Annotated in this window: 21 protein-coding genes and 1 tRNA gene; 11 read left to right on the forward strand and 11 right to left on the reverse strand. The window is 39.4% G+C overall.

Translation table 11 applies throughout. The features are described from left to right. Nucleotides 1–125: 125 nt before the first annotated feature. On the forward strand, nt 126–809 hold the full coding sequence (locus HY987_RS01555) for a hypothetical protein (RefSeq protein WP_292754841.1): 684 nt from the start codon (nt 126–128) through the stop codon (nt 807–809). Between the two features lie 89 nt (nt 810–898). Here HY987_RS01555 and HY987_RS01560 read toward each other — a convergent pair whose 3' ends face one another. Further along, nucleotides 899–1396, reverse strand: a complete 498-nt coding sequence (locus tag HY987_RS01560) for a thermonuclease family protein (protein ID WP_292754844.1) — start codon at nt 1394–1396, stop codon at nt 899–901. Between the two features lie 208 nt (nt 1397–1604). Here HY987_RS01560 and galE point away from each other — a divergent pair, with 208 nt between their 5' ends. Together galE and HY987_RS01570 are read left to right on the forward strand one after the other, a co-directional pair. Beyond that, entirely contained in the window at nt 1605–2579 is a 975-nt protein-coding gene (gene galE, locus HY987_RS01565) for a UDP-glucose 4-epimerase GalE (RefSeq protein WP_292754847.1), read from the forward strand. Nucleotides 2580–3261: 682 nt separating this feature from the next. Then, nucleotides 3262–4278, forward strand: a complete 1017-nt coding sequence (locus tag HY987_RS01570) for a hypothetical protein (protein WP_292754850.1) — start codon at nt 3262–3264, stop codon at nt 4276–4278. A 233-nt stretch (nt 4279–4511) separates the two neighbouring features. Here HY987_RS01570 and galU read toward each other — a convergent pair whose 3' ends face one another. Continuing rightward, nucleotides 4512–5357, reverse strand: a complete 846-nt coding sequence (gene galU / locus HY987_RS01575) for a UTP--glucose-1-phosphate uridylyltransferase GalU (RefSeq protein WP_292754852.1) — start codon at nt 5355–5357, stop codon at nt 4512–4514. A 373-nt stretch (nt 5358–5730) separates the two neighbouring features. Here galU and HY987_RS01580 point away from each other — a divergent pair, with 373 nt between their 5' ends. Then, entirely contained in the window at nt 5731–6198 is a 468-nt protein-coding gene (locus tag HY987_RS01580) for a dTDP-4-dehydrorhamnose 3,5-epimerase family protein (RefSeq protein ID WP_292754855.1), read from the forward strand. 12 nt (nt 6199–6210) lie between these two features. Then, entirely contained in the window at nt 6211–7149 is a 939-nt protein-coding gene (gene rfbB, locus HY987_RS01585) for a dTDP-glucose 4,6-dehydratase (RefSeq protein ID WP_292754857.1), read from the forward strand. A 72-nt stretch (nt 7150–7221) separates the two neighbouring features. On the opposite strand, the gene HY987_RS01590 is transcribed toward rfbB, so the two are convergent. Next, nucleotides 7222–7512: a DUF167 family protein gene (locus HY987_RS01590; protein ID WP_292754859.1), complete on the reverse strand. Its 291-nt coding sequence runs from the start codon at nt 7510–7512 to the stop codon at nt 7222–7224. A gap of 247 nt (nt 7513–7759) precedes the next feature. Between HY987_RS01590 and HY987_RS01595 the strand changes: the two genes are divergently transcribed. Then, nucleotides 7760–7843, forward strand: a tRNA-Leu gene (locus tag HY987_RS01595). Nucleotides 7844–7878: 35 nt separating this feature from the next. On the opposite strand, the gene HY987_RS01600 is transcribed toward HY987_RS01595, so the two are convergent. Then, on the reverse strand, nt 7879–8289 hold the full coding sequence (locus tag HY987_RS01600) for a DUF371 domain-containing protein (protein ID WP_292754862.1): 411 nt from the start codon (nt 8287–8289) through the stop codon (nt 7879–7881). 345 nt (nt 8290–8634) lie between these two features. On the opposite strand from HY987_RS01600, the gene HY987_RS01605 reads away from it, so the two are divergent. Together HY987_RS01605 and HY987_RS01610 are read left to right on the forward strand one after the other, a co-directional pair. Beyond that, nucleotides 8635–9456 (forward strand): MBL fold metallo-hydrolase, encoded by an 822-nt coding sequence (locus tag HY987_RS01605; protein WP_292754865.1) that lies wholly within the window; start codon nt 8635–8637, stop codon nt 9454–9456. Nucleotides 9457–9558: 102 nt separating this feature from the next. Next, a complete protein-coding gene (locus HY987_RS01610) occupies nt 9559–10023 on the forward strand; it encodes a DUF123 domain-containing protein (protein WP_292754867.1) in 465 nt (154 codons plus the stop codon). A 128-nt stretch (nt 10024–10151) separates the two neighbouring features. Here the strand turns inward: HY987_RS01610 and cfbC are convergent, their stop codons facing one another. The 7 genes from cfbC to HY987_RS01645 all read right to left on the reverse strand — a co-directional run bounded on the left by cfbC (nt 10152) and on the right by HY987_RS01645 (nt 16275). Continuing rightward, nucleotides 10152–10964: a Ni-sirohydrochlorin a,c-diamide reductive cyclase ATP-dependent reductase subunit gene (gene cfbC, locus HY987_RS01615; RefSeq protein WP_292754870.1), complete on the reverse strand. Its 813-nt coding sequence runs from the start codon at nt 10962–10964 to the stop codon at nt 10152–10154. Next, entirely contained in the window at nt 10961–11437 is a 477-nt protein-coding gene (locus tag HY987_RS01620; RefSeq protein WP_292754873.1) for a CBS domain-containing protein, read from the reverse strand. Before HY987_RS01620 ends, cfbC begins: the two co-directional genes overlap by 4 nt. Before the next feature lie 552 nt (nt 11438–11989). Then, nucleotides 11990–13228 (reverse strand): peptidase U32 family protein, encoded by a 1239-nt coding sequence (locus tag HY987_RS01625; protein ID WP_292754875.1) that lies wholly within the window; start codon nt 13226–13228, stop codon nt 11990–11992. A 208-nt stretch (nt 13229–13436) separates the two neighbouring features. Continuing rightward, nucleotides 13437–14837 carry an amidophosphoribosyltransferase gene (gene purF / locus HY987_RS01630; RefSeq protein WP_292754878.1) on the reverse strand — a complete coding sequence of 467 codons (1401 nt, stop codon included), beginning with the start codon at nt 14835–14837 and terminating at the stop codon, nt 13437–13439. A gap of 70 nt (nt 14838–14907) precedes the next feature. After that, entirely contained in the window at nt 14908–15798 is an 891-nt protein-coding gene (locus HY987_RS01635; RefSeq protein WP_292754881.1) for a toprim domain-containing protein, read from the reverse strand. Beyond that, complete coding sequence (locus tag HY987_RS01640; protein WP_008511958.1) at nt 15799–15981, reverse strand: 50S ribosomal protein L37e; 183 nt, start codon at nt 15979–15981, stop codon at nt 15799–15801. Between the two features lie 51 nt (nt 15982–16032). Then, nucleotides 16033–16275, reverse strand: a complete 243-nt coding sequence (locus tag HY987_RS01645) for an LSm family protein (protein ID WP_004030252.1) — start codon at nt 16273–16275, stop codon at nt 16033–16035. A gap of 108 nt (nt 16276–16383) precedes the next feature. Between HY987_RS01645 and HY987_RS01650 the strand changes: the two genes are divergently transcribed. The 3 genes from HY987_RS01650 (at nt 16384) to arfB (ending at nt 18370) form a co-directional block, all read left to right on the forward strand. Then, complete coding sequence (locus HY987_RS01650) at nt 16384–16860, forward strand: RNA-binding protein (protein ID WP_292754892.1); 477 nt, start codon at nt 16384–16386, stop codon at nt 16858–16860. Between the two features lie 142 nt (nt 16861–17002). Beyond that, nucleotides 17003–17503, forward strand: a complete 501-nt coding sequence (locus HY987_RS01655; protein WP_292754894.1) for a DUF6790 family protein — start codon at nt 17003–17005, stop codon at nt 17501–17503. A gap of 174 nt (nt 17504–17677) precedes the next feature. Next, nucleotides 17678–18370 carry a 2-amino-5-formylamino-6-ribosylaminopyrimidin-4(3H)-one 5'-monophosphate deformylase gene (gene arfB / locus HY987_RS01660; RefSeq protein WP_292754897.1) on the forward strand — a complete coding sequence of 231 codons (693 nt, stop codon included), beginning with the start codon at nt 17678–17680 and terminating at the stop codon, nt 18368–18370. The last annotated feature ends 66 nt before the right edge of the window (nt 18371–18436 follow it).

The following is an 18436-nucleotide window of genomic DNA, read 5'->3' on the forward strand; positions in this document are numbered from 1 at the left end:
ATTGATATAAAAGTTATTTAATAAGTTTTTAGGATAAATAAGCAGATAAGAATAACCGAACATTATAAATATATTTCACTCACCTTGATTTAAACTTTATTTATTAATACAGCGGGAACCAATCTATGACTATGAACATCCTCACACGCCAACAGAAAAGGGTCTTAAACGGCATCAAATACTTCAGCGCAGAATACCAGGGAGGAGTTCCCTACAACATCCTGAAACTGGACCTGGACACTTCTGAAGAAGACCTTAACCCCATTTTAGAACACCTGGAGAATGAAAATTACATATCACGTAGGGATGGGATGATCCTTCTGGAAAACAGGGAAAGTAATGGAAATAAGGCGAAAGGTGTCGATGTTCCTGAAGAAACACAATTAACGGAATCTCCAAAGGAAACAGTTGAAGCTAACATTCCTGATTTGCCTACTGATGATACAGAGGATGTAAATGATATTAATTCTTCTGTTGACACTGAGGATGTTAACGATACTAGCTCTGCTGCTGATCCGGAGGACGTTAACGATGCCGATGCTGGGGATGTGGGGGATACTGGGGAAACAGGGGAAGTTGAACCAAAGGAAGAGTTCTCTGAAGTTGAATTGAAATCTTTGGAAATAATTGAAAATCTGGTGGATGATTCTGGGAACCTTTCCCGTACGCTCCTGGAGGGCAACCTTCTCTACGGGGAGCTGGAGTTAAGCAGCATCCTCATGTACAACCTGATAACATCCCTTGAATATAGAGGAATTTTAAAGAAGTTTAAATTGACAGATGGGGAATATTATAAATTCACGCCCTGATTTTATTATAAGTAATATGACTCACAATTTCTTTTAGTTCCCTGTTTTCTTCTATTCATCTTCTATTAATTTTCAATTAGTTTCTATAATCACATCCAGCTGTAAGGATTAAACTCCGAAGGTGGAATGTACATCACCTCAGCATAACCCTTCTTCAAAAGCTCCTGGTTCAGATTCACACCATCCACATAAACCAATGCCAGTGTACGGTCATATTTATCCTTATTTTTTGCATTGTCAATGTCCAGTCCCACGGTTTTACCCAGACACATGCTAGTTACATAGTCTTTAGCAGTTTGATATCCTGCTTGCCCTCTCTCGGGGGTGTTAACTCCTACAAATCTTACTCTACCCACTCCTTCCACGTCTATGGTATCCCCATCCACCACTTTGTAACACTTACCACTCACCTCAACATGTTGATCACTGGAACCAGTAGAAGTGGTAGTGGTTGTGGGAACTGCGCTAGGACTGCTGTTTGAAGAAGATACTGATGAGTTGTTTAAGGGATTTGAATCATGACTGGTGCACCCTGAAACAGCCACTGCCATGATGCAGATGATAATTAAAGGATATTTAAAGCGCATTTTGTTCCTCTTAATATAATTATAATCCTAATCTGTTAAAAGCAATTTATTTCTTTATTAATAAGGTGGTTTTTAAAGATATAAAACTTTTTTAGCATATAAAACTATTTCCCATTACTCCTGAAGAATTCACGGGAGTCCCCTTGTTTTTTGCAGTTAGGATTCAGTACACGATGCAATTAAATGTAATAAAATCTAACCTTTATCCATGATACTGGTAACTGGAGGGGCAGGATACATAGGCTCCCATGCCAATAAGGAGCTTAACCTAGCAGGATACGAAACAGTGGTGCTGGATAACATGAGCTACGGGCACCAGGATTTCCTTAAATGGGGAGTCTTTGAAGAAGTGGACCTGGGGGATACAGAAGCAATCCGGAATGTATTCCGGAAATATGAGATAGAAGCAGTCATGCATTTTGCTGCATTCACCTATGTGGGTGAATCAGTGGAGGACCCCCAGAAATACTACCTTAACAACCTCCGAAATACCCTAAACCTTCTCCAGGTGATGAATGAATTCGAAGTAAGGAAGTTGGTTTTCTCATCGACATGTGCCACCTACGGGAACCCTCAGAAAATCCCATTAACTGAGGACCATCCTCAAAACCCCATAAACCCCTACGGTCAGGGAAAACTCATGGTGGAAAAGGTTTTAAAGGATTACAGCTCTGCTTATGGCCTTCGATATGTGTCTCTCCGTTACTTCAACGCAGCAGGTGCAGATCCAGAACAAGATATAGGAGAAAGACACCACCCGGAAACACACCTGATACCTCTCATTCTGGACGCTGCCATGGGTAAAAGAGAAGATATTAAGATATTTGGAACTGACTACCCCACACCGGATGGTACCTGCATCAGGGATTACATACACGTAACTGATCTGGCAGATGCCCATATAAAAGCCCTTAAATACTTAGAAACCGGGGGGGGTAGTGAAGTTTTCAACCTGGGAAACGGCAATGGATTCTCAGTCCGGGAAGTTATTGAGGAAGCAAAGAAAGTCACTGGTAAAAAGATAAAGGCCACAGAAACCGAAAGAAGGCCAGGTGATCCTCCGGTCCTGGTTGGAAGTTCTCAGAAAGCCCGTGAAATTCTCAAATGGCAACCAAGATATGATGATCTAACTCAAATCATCACTACAGCCTGGGAGTGGCATAAAAAAGATAATTTAAATTGATTGCAGTTTTTAAGAATTTCATTTTTTATTCTTATGTTAATTATTTAAATAATACTTACTTTTATTCAATTTTTTTGATTAATTGTTAAAATTTCCTAAAAAAGCTTATTTAATCATTTAAAAATTAAATAATAAATTATTTAATTGAATATTAGTTTTAAACCGAATTTTAGGCATTAAATATTAAATTATCTTTTTATAATAGAAATATTGATATTTTCTATGTGTAGGATATGAATAGAAAGTATTAAATATGAGTTTTAGTCCAATATCTGTAGGTTAGGCGGGTTCGAAGTGGCCCCATTGGTATCACATCTATTTTAGAACCCGGAGCAATACCATCCAAGTAATTGTTCAAGATTTATTTGCCTCTATGATAGGGTGCCCCGCATTGAGTTTAGTTCAGATGGCAGCTGTGGTAAATTACGATCAGCAAACCCATTTTGATCCTCGTAGACTAGCTATCAATCTTATCTATTCTGTTCTTTTTAACCAAAAGAAATGAAAGAAGGGAAATACTGGAATGATGAGCCTATATTATTAGGGGGTTTATGTATAACGGCTGGTTATTTTGTTTCTTCACTTGGGCCTGAATTGGTAATGCATGGGGGTGAGATGATAACATTGGAATGAACCAACATGCATTTAGGTTTTATATTCTCCGATGGTGAAGGTGATATTATTGGAAACAAAATATATTTATAAATTTATAGCAATTCTCATGGGTGTTGCACTAATTATTGGATTTTTAGCAAGTTTTTTACAAACTAGATCCCCTATTGACTTATTGATCATTACAATAGGTGTGATAATGGTCATAGTTGGATTTTATATTCAAGGTGAAAAAATTAATGAAACTGTTACTTACTTTGCAGCCGTATCGGTTGTTAATGTTTTCCAATGGTTAATTGTTATCTATATCTTATTATTTATGAATCAAATTAACCTACCAATGGATTTTCTTATTGTTTTGGCTTTTGCTCCAGTGACGACCATAACTTTACTTAACCAAATTCGCACAAGTGATCTGAAATGCTTTGGAAATAGACAAAAGGCAAATAAGGACGTGATATTATCAGATAAAATGAAAAGGATATTAGATGATAAGGCAAAGATTGTATTGATATTTGCAGGTTTTGTGATAATGTTGGTCTTTTTTGCAAGTTTTTTATTTTCTAGATCTCCTGTAGAACTATTTGGTAGTTCTGTAGGGTTAATGGTTATTATATGGGGATTTTATCGTGAAGGGGAAAATATTGAAACACCACCCAATTATACCCCTGGTTTGTCCCAAAACAGATATTATCGTGAAAGTAAAAAGGTCAATGTAACAGTTACTTATTTTCTGGTTATGTTTGGTGTTTTAATATCTCAATGGTTAATCATGTATTATATCAGCTTTATTTATCAATTTTACGTACCATATGAAGTATATAAAGGCGAATGGGCGTTTCTTCCTTATACTTTCACAATTTCCTTTTTTGCTACCTTCCTTTTTTATGTCCAAATTCGTGAAAGCGACCTAAAATACATTGGGAAAAAGAGAAAAACTAACAAAAAAAAGGAAAATAGGGGTTATTTAGTCTGTAATAAATGTAATGGATATTACAAACTCCAGTCAGATGAATCACCAGAAAACTTTGCCGACCAATGTGAATGTGGAGGAAAACTCGAATATCATGATAATATAAAGCCTTAGAATCTCATGATAATCTTAAAAATAGAATAAAGAATGTTGAAATATGGTATAATTTCTCAAAGTAAAACTGTATTTAGAAACAAACTCGTTAATAATCCATAAAACAAGCAAAACTAAAAGTAAAATTCTTCTTTCAACAAGAAAAATCTGAGGGATATCTTATATAAAATAGAATTAATGAAATGGCATACAAAAGGATTTGTTATTCCAAGACTTCCTTAAAAAGAGAATATTTATTTTAAAATATTCTTCAAATACTCCCTTAGCTCCTCACTAACCTCAGGGTCCTGCAGGGCTATCTCCAGGGAGCTTTTCAGCCATTCTACATTGTTTCCAATATCATACATTTTCCCATCGAATATGTGGCCGTAGATTTCATCCAGCTGCCTCATGGCATCGGTGAGCTGTATCTCTCCACCCACACCGGGTTCCACATTCTCGATATGGTCAAATATCTCAGATTCCAGTACGTATCGTCCGGTTATGGCCAGATCAGATGGGGCATCCTCTGGACGGGGTTTTTCCACCATATCCTCAATACGGTAAACAGAGTCTTCAACCTGCTGGCCCTTAATTATCCCGTAGCGTTCAATTTTATCCCGGGGCACTCTTTCAATTGCAATGGCAGATGCACCATATTTTTCATGCACGTCCAGTAATTGTTTGGTGCAGGGGACTGAAGATTGGGTTATGGTGTCTCCTAAAAGCACGGCAAAGGGCTGTCCATCAATATGTTTCTTGGCACAGTGTATAGCATCCCCCAATCCCTTCTGCTGCTTCTGCCGGACATAGTAAATATCAGCCATTTCAGATATGGCTTCCACTTCCACCAGGTAATCCATTTTACCACAATTACGGAGGGAGTACTCCAGTTCAAAGGAACGGTCGAAGTGATCCTCAATGGATCTTTTTCCTTTACCGGTGATAATCAGTATGTCATCAATTCCAGAGGCCACAGCCTCTTCCACCACGTACTGTATGGTTGGCTTGTTGTAAACTGGTAACATTTCTTTTGGCTGAGCCTTGGTAGCCGGTAAAAACCGGGTTCCGAGTCCTGCAGCAGGTATAACCGCTTTCATAATCTTGCCTCCTTTATGTAATTTAGATCCTTTTTTGAGCATGCCCAGCATCCAATCATAATATTATTTTCTGGGACATTATTATACAGATAATGATGAATCTTGAAGTATTATTTTAATTTCCAATTATTCTAAAATAATCTTTTGCACATTTATTTTTTTTCAAAGGTAAATATTCGGGAAATCAGTCTTTTAGTCCTGGAAATCAGTCTTTTCAGGGTTTATGATGATGAATATTATGGGTTTCTTACCACACCTGATGATCTGGTGACTCTGTAAATTCTTCTCATCATGTTCCCATAAGACGATCCATGGTAATGGTTAATAAGAGAGAGATATATAAAACTTTCCAAGAAGAATTAACGGTGTATTTATGATTGACGGCGTAAAAGTAAAGAATCTTAAAGTAATTCCTGATGAGCGGGGATGGCTCATGGAAATATTAAGGTGTGATGATGATATTTATCAGGAATTCGGACAGGTCTACCTGACCACAGCATATCCCGGAGTGGTGAAGGCATGGCATTTACACAAAAAACAGACCGACAACTTCACATGTGTTCACGGTATGATGAAGGTCGCATTATATGATAGTCGGGAGGATTCACCTACCTATGGTGAACTCAACGAATTTTTCATTGGAGACAGAAATCCAATGCTCATAAGTGTCCCCCCATTAGTTTATCATGGGTTTAAAGCGGTGGGTGATGAAACTGCCTTCTTTGTAAGCGTCCCCACATTGGCCTTTAACTACGATGAACCTGATGAGTACCGTCTTGATCCAGATACTGATGAAATCCCCTACGACTGGATACTGGATGAGAACAAAAAACACGGATAACTGGTGGTTTATATGAAGATAATGATTACAGGTGGTGCAGGATTCATAGGATCCAACTTCGTACACCATCTCTGTGCTAATGATGATTATGAAGTGGTGGTCCTGGACAAGTTAACCTATGCCGGGGACATGGAAAACCTGCGGGAAGTCCGTGACAAAATCGAATTTGTTAAAGGGGACATAGCAGATGAGGAACTGGTGTCCCAGGTAATGCGGGACTGTGATATGGTGGTTAACTTCGCTGCTGAGACCCATGTGGACCGATCCATAGAGGACCCTGGGGTGTTTGTCAAAACCGATGTCATCGGAACCTACAACCTCCTGGAAAATGTCCGCAAATATGATGTTGAACGTTACCTGCAGATATCCACCGATGAAGTTTACGGGAGCATAGAATCAGGATCATTCACTGAAAGCAGCAACCTGGATCCATCCAGCCCTTATTCAGCCAGTAAAGCCGGCGGAGACCTCCTGGTAGGAGCGTACTGGAGGACCTATGACACCCCAATAATCATCACCCGGAGCAGTAACAACTTCGGACCCCGTCAGTACCCGGAAAAGCTGATACCACTTTTCATCTTAAATGCAATGCAGGATAAATCCCTGCCAGTTTATGGGGATGGGAAGAACATACGAGACTGGATCTATGTAATGGATAACTGTAAAGGAATAGAAACAGCCCTACTTAAGGGTGAACTGGGCGAAGTTTACAATATCGGTGGGGGAAACGAGAAAAACAATCTGGAAATAACTCACCTCATACTTGAGCTGTTAAACAAGCCAGAGAGCCTGATAACCTTTGTAGATGACCGGTTGGGTCACGACCGCCGTTACTCATTGGACTCTTCTAAAGCCATGAAACTGGGCTGGAAACCTGAGTTTTCATTTGAGGAAGCATTAAGAGAAACAGTGGAATGGTATAAAGAGAATTATTCCCGGTATTTGAAGTAAATTCCACGTTACTTGACCAGAAACCTATTTCATATCCTTTTTTTTATTTATTTAATCGATGAATACTAAAAATTAGATTAAATCCTCTAAAATCTTATAAAACTCGTTTTCATCCATATCATATATGAGCAGGGTTTTCTGGCGGCTTTTATGCCCTGCGATAATATCAGTGGCATGACCAGTCAAAGTAGAAAATTCTTTCATGAGTTCTTTATTGGCTTTCCCCTTGGTTGGGGGTGATTTGAGTTTCACTTCCAATGTCTGCCTCCACTTGTTGTAACCAGCTATCTGGAACTTAGCTGATTTAGGGGATACCTCTATCATCACCATTATTCCCTGGGGAGTGGTTTGAACTGCCTGCATAATGAAAACATCCTGTTTATCAATTAATTTTATTGATTAACTTTTAATTGTTATTTTTTAGTTATTTGGAATCTTTATAATACTTGCCAATACTTGAAAGTACTTTGTAATAATTATAAGTTTTTTCTTCTTCATATAAGCTGCTTTTAAACCATTTAAATACTGTTCTAATCATTAACGGTAACCTTTAAATAGTGTAAGTGAGAGAAGATGGTATGCTTCACTCTCTTGTGTGAGAATCAGCACAGCAGGGGTGGTCGAGCGGTCAAAGGCGCTAGGTTGAGGGCCTAGTGAGTGAGTCTCTTCGCGGGTTCGAATCCCGTCCCCTGCACTTCTTATTGAACTCTTTTTGTTTTTAATTTAGGTTCAGACAATTATAGTAACCTTTAATGTTTTTCCAGAGGCAAGTTCGGTGATTAGATCACTGTCCAGATCCACAGATGCCTTGTCTGCGCGTATCATCAAGGTGCGACTGCAAGTATAATCACTCCTGCGGCACACCATATCTGTGGGATGATCCAGGGTCAGTGCAGGATGTCCATATCCGGTAATAACGTCCTTTGCATTTTCTGTTTCTAGAATAATTCGAATTTTTGTATCTTCATTCTGGATGGCCTCCCTCATCTGGAGGGGCAGGTCATTTAAGGAGACTTTTGATGACACTCCCACAATACAATCTGCTGCCAGTCCAATTTCGGTGTCCTGAGTTACTTCGAATGTGGTCTTGTGTTTGGAGGTTACGTTGTGATGTCCTTTGGCTTCGAATGTGTATTCCATTTAATCACCTTGATTGTTAATATGTAAGAAGTGTTGATGAATGGGTAGGTGTTATGTTCCCTTGAATTAACCTTTGAAACGTTTTCATCCCCTTGAATTTTGTTTCTAAATTAAGTTGATTCCCATTATCAGGGGTTGATCCCATTAAGGGGGTTGATCTCATTATCAGGGGTCATGATTTTAATATATTCAAAATGATATTTGATTAGTATATGTAGAATTGGTGTGCAGGATTATAATTATAATTGTAGAATAAGTTATGAATCAAAAATAATTGTAATAAAGTTAGGAATCAAATAATTGTAGAATTAAGTTAGGAATCAAAAAAATGTTCCCGGTGTTTCCATGAAGATCAATTGTGTAGTAGATAACAGGGCAGGACTCAAATCAGGTTTATATGCCGAGCATGGGTTTTCCTTACTGGTGGAAGGAAATGATAAAAAACTCCTGGTAGATACAGGACAGACACCCACGGTTTTGAAACATAACCTGGATCTCCTGGGAATTAACACAGTGGATGGGGTGCTGCTGAGTCACGGGCACAGTGACCACACTGGAGGCATCCCTGCAATTGTAGACAGTATCAATATTCAGGGTAATGAAACCAAATTTTACATGCATCCTGAGACATTAGGTCTTAAATATGCAGTACTGGATGGTAAAGAGCGTTACATTGGGTTCCCAAAAAGTGTTGATGTGGAAACTCTCAACCTGGATTGGGTAACTGAAAATACCAGAATCAGTGGTGATATGTGGATTTTCAACCAGGTAGAAGATCATTCTGGTTTTGAACCCATACCAGAATACCTGAAGGTTAAGGAAAATGGGAAATGTTTACCAGATAAATTCAAGGATGAATTGAATCTGGTGGTTAAAACTGATAATGGGCTGATTCTAATTTCGGGTTGCGCCCACAGGGGCATCGTTAACATCCTCTATTCTGTCAGTGAATATTTTCAGGATGATATATACGGAGTTGTGGGAGGATCACATCTCATGGACGCCCCTCAACAGAGGATTCAAAAGACCGTGGAATCCTTCAAAAAATTAAACCCTGAAATCATTGCACTGGGTCATTGCACAGGTTTTGATGCGTTATGCTTGTTTAAAAGGGAATTTGGGGAAAAATTCATCCCACTGGAGTCTGGTGCAGAAATCCTGATCTAGTGTAAAATACTGATTTAAGGTGTAGAAAATCCTGATCTGAGTGTAAAATACTGATTTAAGGTGCAGAAATCCTGATCTAAATTGTAAGGGTGAGAAGGTTCCATGGTCACAAAAACTATTTTAAAAGGAACATACTGTCTTCTAATAAATTTAAACAAAAATCAATCCATAGAAATCGGTAAAAAAGGAGAAATTCAGTTTAAAAAGGGTTGTCATGTTTATGTGGGATCTGCCCTCAATTCCCTGGAGGGGAGGATCAAAAGACACCTCAGGCAAAATAAAAAGATGCACTGGCACGTGGATTACCTCCTGGACAGTCCCCATACTCAAGTAACAGAAGTATTTTACAGTGATGATGGTGATAAACACGAATGTGAACTGGCAGCCCAAATAGCTCTAAAAGGAGCAGAAATAAAGGGTTTTGGTTGTTCTGATTGCAACTGCCCGGCACACTTATTCTATTTTCAAAATGAGTCTCAGGCCACTTTAAACTGCCTGGAAGGGTTTAAAAAATTAAAATTAGAGGTTAAGGCCCTTGAAGATTTGACCCTTGAAGATTTGGATTAAAATATATGGAAATAGTCTGATTGAGTTCTGGAAGTATTTGATTGAGTTATGGGAAATAGTCTGATTGAGTTCTGGAGTATTAATTGATATATGGATTAGATGAACTGGTTATTTATGATAATATTGTTTTATGGTCTCTTTGGTAACTGAAATCCCCTGAAAAATTCATCAAATTCATCAGCACCCATGGGTTCGGGGATAACAAAGTCCTGGTTATCTAAAATAGCTGAAGAAAGATCCCGGTATTTTTGGGCCTGTTCTGATTCTGGGAACTTTTCCATAACTGTCTTGGCATCTATCTCACTCTGTTGAACCAGTTCACTGCGGGGGATCACCCCTATAACCTTACTCCCAATACTGTGAGTGAATTCTTCCACGATCTCTAATTCTCGGTTGATACCTCTGCAGTTGCAGATAATGCCACCGAGATTGCTTTTAAGTTTTTTTATACCCTTGGAAATGTTGTTAGCTGCATAAAGAGCCATGTACTCCCCAGAAGTAACGATGTAAACTTCATCGGCAAAGTTCTCCCTGAGCGGTACTGCGAATCCTCCGCAGACCACATCCCCCAGCACATCGTAGATGATAACTTCTGGGTCCTGGCTAAAGACTTCCAGGTTCTCCAGGAGTTTCATAGCCACAATAACTCCCCTCCCTGCGCAACCAACACCAGGTTCGGGGCCTCCGCTTTCCACGCACATCACATTGCCGTATCCTGGGAAGACCACATCCTCCTCTTGAGCATCTCTTTTTTCTTTTAAGATGTCCAGGATGGTGGGGATTCTTCGCCCCACCAGGGTGCGTGTGGTGTCTGCCTTGGGGTCGCAGCCAATTACCAGAACGCTTTTATCTTCTGAGTAGGATGCAGCCAGGTTGGCGACAATGGTGGATTTACCAATACCACCCTTACCATAAATGGCAATGTGCTTGCTCTTACTCATCCCCTCACCATAGCTCCGATAATATCTCCCCTGGTGATTATACCCACCATTTTCCCATGAGAATCCATAACTGGTAATCGTTTAACATCATGGGTGTCCATGAGTTGGGCGGCATCACTAATATCTGCATCAGGGGTGATGGTCACCACTTTCTTGGTCATTATTTCTCCGATAAGCAGGGAAGCAGCTTTGTTCATGTCTTCGGCTATCTCATCCATCTCGTATTTCATACGTACCGGTAGTTCGATTAAGTCGAGTGGAGATGGCAGGATCAGTCTAATGTGGGGGGAGTGAACCTCTAGGAGTCGCATGATATCACCTTCACTGATGATTCCCACTAACTGGCCTTCTTTATTCATCACTGGTGCTCCGCTGATCTTGTTTTCACGTAGGCTTCCAGCCACATCAACGATTCGATCGTTCACTTGGAATTTGATTACGTTCTTTTCCATGGCGTCCTGAATTTTCATCATATCAACTCCTTTCCCTGAACAATTCTTAAATTACTATAATCAATTCTTAAATTACTATGATAAATCTATACCTTTTAATCTAACACATATCTCCTAATTAGTATAACCTTATAGGGAATAAAATTTTTCTATTTTTGCTCATGGTGAGTGGTTATTATCTATTTTTTTATCAACTCATCCAATATCTCCTTCTTGGATGTGTATGCCTCATCACTATTAATGGACTAACCTTCACCCCATCCCAATACTTCTAGGAAAGATTTCAGATATTCATAGTTATAAAAGGATCTATGTTTTTATGCAACGCCTATTTGCATTTACTTCACTCATTTTTTGTGTTGTAAAACTCTATCATAAGTAAATGATTAATTCAAAGATAATTGATGCAACTTTGATTATAGTTCTGATAATTGATAGAGTTTAATCCTCCTTAAGAATTTTTTTTGATAAAATTATAGTGGATTATTTTTTGATAAATTGTGAGTGGATTAACATTAATTTTTGAAAATTAAAAAGGTAAAATAAAATTAGCAAAAAATAGTATTTAGTATCCTATTTATTTCTTTTAATTCTCCGGTACACCAAATCCCCGGGTCGAACTTTATCTTCAATGAAAACTCCTACACTTTCTCCCCCTTCTGATTTTTCAATGTTTCTCCCCCTTATCTGCATGGAATCCACCTTCTTCATAACTGAACCCGTGGTAGGGCCTTGTATAATAATCTCATCACCCACTTCAAGGGGGTTCCAGAGTCTTAACTCCGCAGCTTTAACCTTAGAATAATAGTTAACCACTTCTCCTATATCCTGCTTGTAGTGGGTGGCCTGGTTGTAGCTGCTGGTCTGGTGGGGTGTTTGGAAGTAGAATCCAGTGTCAAAACCACGATTGTAAACCTTCCGGAGTTCATCTAACCAGCGGTCCTGAAATTTCCATTCACCACTCTGGTATGAATCAATTGCTTCACGGTAAACCCTGGTTACGGTGGCCACATAATCAGCAGGTCTGGCCCGGCCTTCAATCTTAAAGGAAGATATTCCAGCTTCCATAAGTTGAGGTATGTATTCCATCATGCAAAGATCACGTGGACTTAAAATATGGCCTTTAAATCCATTAATTTCATCTAATTTCCCTTCAATTTCTTCCAAACCCTTATTTCCTGGCATTCCAGTGGATAATGCATCACCATCGTTGGAAATTAATCTCCACTCCTTTCTACAGGGTTGCAGACATTCACCGCAGTTGGCATTCTTCTGGTAAAGGAAAGAACTTAGAAAACATCTCCCGGAGATGGCCAGGCACATTGCACCATGTATAAAAACCTCCACTTCAATGGGACTTTCACCAGCCATTTCTTTTATCTCGTTTAAGGATAGTTCACGGGAGAGAATCACCCTTTTAACACCCAGTGCATGGAGGAGTTTTAAAGATTCCAAATTGGATATGTTAGCTTGAACACTGAGATGAACATCAATACCTTCATCACCGGCGATTTTAAGAACTCCCAGATCAGATGCGATTACTGCATAAGCTCCGGCATTTTTGATTTCTGGTAAAACAGTTTTAAGATGTTTTATATCGTTATCTCGCATTACGGTGTTGGTGCAAACATAAAGGCGAGCCCCATAATCATGGCAGCGTTCCGTGGCTTGATTAAGTTTTTCTAAAGTGAAGTTGGCTGTATGGGCACGCATATTGTAGTTATCTAAACCTATATAAACTGCGTTGGCCCCGTTTTTCAGGGCTGACTCCAGAGAGGCAAAGTCCCGGGCAGGTGCCAGTAATTCTACCATAAAAAATCACCTAACTTGTTAAAACCAGTTTATTATTGATATTTAAGATTAGTTAAGAGTTAAAATTTTAATCAGTGAGATATATTTGAATTGTTTTACTATTCTATCTTTTCATTGATTTAATTATAAAAATATTAATAAAAAATATTTAATGAAAATTAGTTTTTAAAAAAGTCTAAAAACCCTGTAAACTTAACATTTACAGGATTTAACATCTACAAGATTCGTATTCTTCAATATTAGCCGGTAGTTCTGTGGGGTACTCTCCGGTGAGGCATCCCAGACACAGTTCATTCCGTTTGATCCCAATACATTCCACCAGGGAGTCTATACTGAGGTATCCCAGTGAATCAACACCCAGAGTTTGTCTTATTTTTTCTATGGTCTTATCTGAAGCTATGAGCTCTTTACGGGTGGCCATGGCAATACCATAATAACAGGGGGAGGTTATGGGTGGTGATCCCACGCGTAAATGGATCTCCTTTACCCCTGCTTCACGAAGAACGTTCACCAGGGCTTTAGAAGTTGTCCCTCTCACTATACTGTCGTCCACCAGTACTATGCTTTTACCCTCCAGTTCAGACCGTATGGGGTTCATCTTCAGTTTGACGGATGTTTCACGCTCTTCCTGGGTGGGCATGATGAAAGTACGTCCTATATAACGGTTTTTGATCAATCCTTCCCCGTAGGGAATTCCCGAGGCTCGAGAGTAACCTATGGCTGCAGTTATTGCAGAGTCAGGCACTGGCATGACCACATCTGCATCCACAGGGTGTTCCTTAAACAGGGATTTGCCAATGTTCTTCCTTACATTGTAAACAACCCTCCCATCCAGTATACTGTCTGGACGGGCGAAATAAACGTATTCAAACATGCAATGGGCCCTGGGGGTACCTGGGTTTTGGGGGATTTTGAAACTATGGACTTCATCGTTGATAAGCAGTATTTCCCCTGGTTCCACATCACGAACGTATTCTGCCCCTACCACATCAAAAGCAACAGTTTCTGAGGCAACCATGGTAATTCCTTCCTTTTGTCCCAGGGATAATGGTTTGATACCGATTGGATCTCTTACCACCATCAAGTCATCGTTAACCAGTAGAACCAGTGAGTAGGAACCAATTAATTTTTTGGAAACCTTCTTTATAGACTCCACCATATCATGGTTTTTGGAGTACTCCCTGGTTAAGAGGTGACAGATGACTTCAGAGTCAGTAGATGATTGGAATTTTATTCCTTCTTTCTCCAGATCTCTCCTGAGTTCCATGGAGTTGATAATATCTCCGTTATGAGCTATAGCAATGCTTCCCATGTCAAATTTACTTATAAATGGCTGGGAATTTTGAATTTGTGATTTACCTGTTGTAGAGTAACGTACATGGCCTATTCCCACATTCCCATCCAGTCCTTCGATGTTACCATTGTTGAACACGTCACAGACCAGCCCCATACCTCTATAGGTACGCATTTCCTCACCATTATGAACAGATATGCCTGCAGACTCCTGTCCACGATGTTGTAAAGCATATAGGCCGTAATATATTTCTCTGGAAATGTTATGGGACTTATTATGAGAATAAGCACCTACAATACCGCATTTATCCTGCACTTGGAATTCTCCCTTATTATCTTAGGCATAGGTAATTTTCTAAAAAGAGATGGAAAAATTCATAATTCCACTACTCCTTGAGTAGGTGTGGGTTGAATTTATCATCACCTATTTCTTCCTTAAGATCTTCAATTTTTGAATCGTAAAAAATGAGCACCGTACGAATAACCTTTAACCAATCCACTGCATCTTTGCGAGAGGGGGCGGTTATGAAACCTTGCCCTAAAACAATGTTATCTGGTTTAAATTCTCCGGTAATAAAAGTAATATGTTCTTCTTCATCTAAGGTTTCATTAAAGGTTTCCTTCCACAGTTCGCTGAGAGAGAATCTTTCATACAGATTTTTGTTTATTAAAATTCCGTACTGGTTCTTCACATCAGCGTAACGCTGTTTGGTAACCTTAAACTCTTCCTGTAAACTTGACTGCTTTAATTTGAGCCTTTCCTGGGAATCAGTTAGTTCCTGATTCTCTAATATGAGTTCGTCCTTTTGTGAAGAGAGGTCTTGAATTTCTTTATTCAATTCCTTAATTTTAGCTTCAGATTCTTTGAGCCGATCTTTAATTTCCTGGAAACGTCCCAGGTTAGCTATGGATAGTAATCCAGAACGAATTATGGCATTTTTAATTTCCCTTCTTATAAGTACGGGGTCAATGTACTCCACGTCATGGCCGAAGGGGAGTTTCATCCGTTCTATATGGCCCACTTCTTTTTTGAGAACTTTCTGGAATTTTTCGGCCAGTTCTCTTCCAGGGGCATCCACATCAGTGGCGATTAAAACAATATCTGCACCATTAACAGCTTTTTTGGCTATTTCTATGTTGGTGGTGGGTATAATGGAGGAGATGGTTATGTGGTACTCCGCTCCCAGGGCAATGTTCTGCAATGCCCGGGAAACGTTTTCCACGTCTGAAGCTCCTTCCACAATGATACGCACATCGATGGGATTTCTAATTTCCATCTATTTCAACCTGTAGCCATTAAGTTTCTTGTTCTGCCAGCTGTAGGTCCTGACCCTTTTGGATCTTCCGAATCCACAGGCTGCACAGTAGCGCTTCCTGGCATTGTATGAATTTTTCCCACATCTTCTACAACGGATATGGGTTTTTTTGTTACGTTTACCAAATGATGGTGTACCTTTCAATTTAATATCCTCCTAATAATATCTCCCGGATCATTTAACCGGTACTTACGTTTATCCTGGTGATATGTATACTATGTTATCCCCACGTATGAGGACCACGCCTAATCTTCTTGATGATTCGCCGCTTTCTAATTCTTCAGCGTCATTCAGAACTAAATTCATATGCATATCAAAGCTTTCAAGAACTCCACGGAATTCTCTGCCACCTTTAAGTTTAATTAACACTTGAGAGTTAAGGGCTCGACCTAATACGTCTAATGGTCGGGATGTATTTACATTCTTCTGTACACTCACTATTATCACCTTTCCTATACCATGAATGTTGGTAAGATTTATATTTAAATGTACCGCCATCAAAAATATAAAAGTGAGAATGGAAACTAGAATTAGGGTGAATTGTAATTGAAAATAAAAAAGAGATACCATCTTAAAAAAAAGAAATTAAAAGAGTTTCAAACTAAATTAGGACCTTACAGCTCATTAATACCTTCTAAATCCAAAGTGGAGATCTTAGAAAGTGATCTTCCTGATTTAATCATGGTAGATGGCGATCCCCTTATCATAATCCTGGATGGCGAACCATTTCCCACCCTGAAAGGAGCTCTAAAACACCCCATCGAAAGTCATATGGTGGTGGTGGACATGGGGGCAGTGAAGTTCATGGCCAGTGGGGCTGATGTGATGTCTCCAGGTATTGTGGAGGCCGACCCCCAGATCCAGGAGGGAGATACAGTTATAGTGGTTGATGAAAACCACCGCAAACCACTGGCAATGGGAACTGCTATCATATCCGGAGAAGAAATGGTAGATAAAGATAAGGGCAAGGCAGTGAAGACCTTACACTACATTGGAGATAAGATCTGGAATCTTGATGTTTAATCAGAAATTTTGATGTTTTGTTTGATACGGTGGGCTTCTGCCTGATAAAAATAAAAGATTACTTAAAGCTAAGAATAGAACAACCTGAGTATTGAACTTAGTATTAGGTTTTACCTAATACAAAATGAATGGGGTAAGAACAATGGAAATGTGGTATATATTTGCAGGTGTGCCTCTTTTAGGTGCGGTAATACATTTTTTCTTGGGTAAAAAACCCAAATCACTAAACCGGATAACTGAATTATTACTATTATGGTATTTAGGTGTGGGAATTGGTGTTGGATCCCTTTTCAGTGGTCTGGCACAAGTTTTAAGTCCAGAAATGGTAGCTCAATCAACAGGATGGGCTTATTCACCATTTTTGCGTGAAGTTGGATTTGCAAATATTTCATATGGGATTTTAGGTCTTCTGGCAGTGCGTTTCAGGAATTTCTGGGCACCGGCCATCATTGCTTACGCCATATTCATGTGGGGTGCAGCCGCAGGCCACATCTATGAAATACAGCAAACAGCTAATCTTTCAGCAGGTAATGCCGGAGCAGTGCTCTACCTGGACATTCTGATGCCTCTGTTCTTGATAATATTACTGGTAATATACCATAAAACTCTAAAAGACAACACAGTCAGTGGGTCTGATAGTTAGTTAGCATATTAATTAGTTAGCAGTTTGGTTAGCAGTTTGGTTAGCAGTTAGTTAGTATATAATTATTTAGCAGATTACCCTCCCCCAGAAATTAGAGAATTTAATGGAATTTAGGGTATTTATGTAAATTTCATCATTATCAAAGTCGGATTATTAAATTGGTGTTGATTTATTATGGTAGAACTGAGATACTCCTCGGGCAGGGTGCTTTCACCAGAGGTTCATAAGATAGGAATCATGGCCATTGGTTCCCACCTGGAAAACCATGGTGCATCACTTCCCATTGACACTGATTCTAAAATCGCCTCTTACCTGGCACTTCAGGCATCTCTTCGCACTGGGGCTAAATTTATAGGCATATTATATGCTGCAACCGAGTATGACTATGTGAAGCATGGTATCCACCTACCCGTAGATGTTATGGTGGAAAAAGAACTCATTCCCACCTTAAAAAACGCCAGAAATAATCTAAATCTGGAAGCAGTGGTCCTGGTAAATGGTCATGGTGGAAATGTTCCCATCAAAGATTATCTGGACGATATTGAAGTGGAACTTGGCCTTGAAATCATTTTCAACAACAAAATTGTGGAAATAGAGGGGCCCCATGCAGGCACAGGAGAACTTTCCATGGGGGTGGTTTTGGGCATGGCCGATGAATCCCGTCTTAATGAACACTGTCATTTTGATGAATACCCTGAAGTGGGGATGGTTGGTCTGCAGAAGGCACGCCAGCAAAGTAAAGGTATTGATGATGGTGCCTGTGAAGTTCAAAGGCAGGGTGTTTGTGTGGACCTGGAATTAGGTGAATCCCTACTTGAAACAGCTGTTTGTGATATTATCAAGGATGTTGAGAGCTTATTGAGTTGAGTTATTTGGTGGGTGGTTCTAGAACTATTAGTAATGAAACATCAATTTATAGCCCACTCATTAAAA

It is taken from the genome of Methanobacterium sp., assembly GCF_016217785.1.
GTDB lineage: Archaea > Methanobacteriota > Methanobacteria > Methanobacteriales > Methanobacteriaceae > Methanobacterium.

What these genes read in the sequence shown, in the direction of transcription:
- HY987_RS01610 (WP_292754867.1), top strand. Translation starts at nt 9,559, where the DNA reads ATGGTCACAAAAACTATTTTAAAAGGAACATACTGTCTTCTAATAAAT.
- HY987_RS01635 (WP_292754881.1), bottom strand. Translation starts at nt 15,798, where the DNA reads ATGGAAATTAGAAATCCCATCGATGTGCGTATCATTGTGGAAGGAGCT.
- HY987_RS01580 (WP_292754855.1), top strand. Translation starts at nt 5,731, where the DNA reads ATGATTGACGGCGTAAAAGTAAAGAATCTTAAAGTAATTCCTGATGAG.
- rfbB (WP_292754857.1), top strand. Translation starts at nt 6,211, where the DNA reads ATGAAGATAATGATTACAGGTGGTGCAGGATTCATAGGATCCAACTTC.
- cfbC (WP_292754870.1), bottom strand. Translation starts at nt 10,964, where the DNA reads ATGAGTAAGAGCAAGCACATTGCCATTTATGGTAAGGGTGGTATTGGT.
- HY987_RS01600 (WP_292754862.1), bottom strand. Translation starts at nt 8,289, where the DNA reads ATGGAATACACATTCGAAGCCAAAGGACATCACAACGTAACCTCCAAA.
- HY987_RS01655 (WP_292754894.1), top strand. Translation starts at nt 17,003, where the DNA reads ATGGAAATGTGGTATATATTTGCAGGTGTGCCTCTTTTAGGTGCGGTA.
- HY987_RS01560 (WP_292754844.1), bottom strand. Translation starts at nt 1,396, where the DNA reads ATGCGCTTTAAATATCCTTTAATTATCATCTGCATCATGGCAGTGGCT.
- galU (WP_292754852.1), bottom strand. Translation starts at nt 5,357, where the DNA reads ATGAAAGCGGTTATACCTGCTGCAGGACTCGGAACCCGGTTTTTACCG.
- HY987_RS01590 (WP_292754859.1), bottom strand. Translation starts at nt 7,512, where the DNA reads ATGCAGGCAGTTCAAACCACTCCCCAGGGAATAATGGTGATGATAGAG.
- HY987_RS01625 (WP_292754875.1), bottom strand. Translation starts at nt 13,228, where the DNA reads ATGGTAGAATTACTGGCACCTGCCCGGGACTTTGCCTCTCTGGAGTCA.
- HY987_RS01605 (WP_292754865.1), top strand. Translation starts at nt 8,635, where the DNA reads ATGAAGATCAATTGTGTAGTAGATAACAGGGCAGGACTCAAATCAGGT.
- HY987_RS01555 (WP_292754841.1), top strand. Translation starts at nt 126, where the DNA reads ATGACTATGAACATCCTCACACGCCAACAGAAAAGGGTCTTAAACGGC.
- arfB (WP_292754897.1), top strand. Translation starts at nt 17,678, where the DNA reads ATGGTAGAACTGAGATACTCCTCGGGCAGGGTGCTTTCACCAGAGGTT.
- HY987_RS01620 (WP_292754873.1), bottom strand. Translation starts at nt 11,437, where the DNA reads ATGATGAAAATTCAGGACGCCATGGAAAAGAACGTAATCAAATTCCAA.
- galE (WP_292754847.1), top strand. Translation starts at nt 1,605, where the DNA reads ATGATACTGGTAACTGGAGGGGCAGGATACATAGGCTCCCATGCCAAT.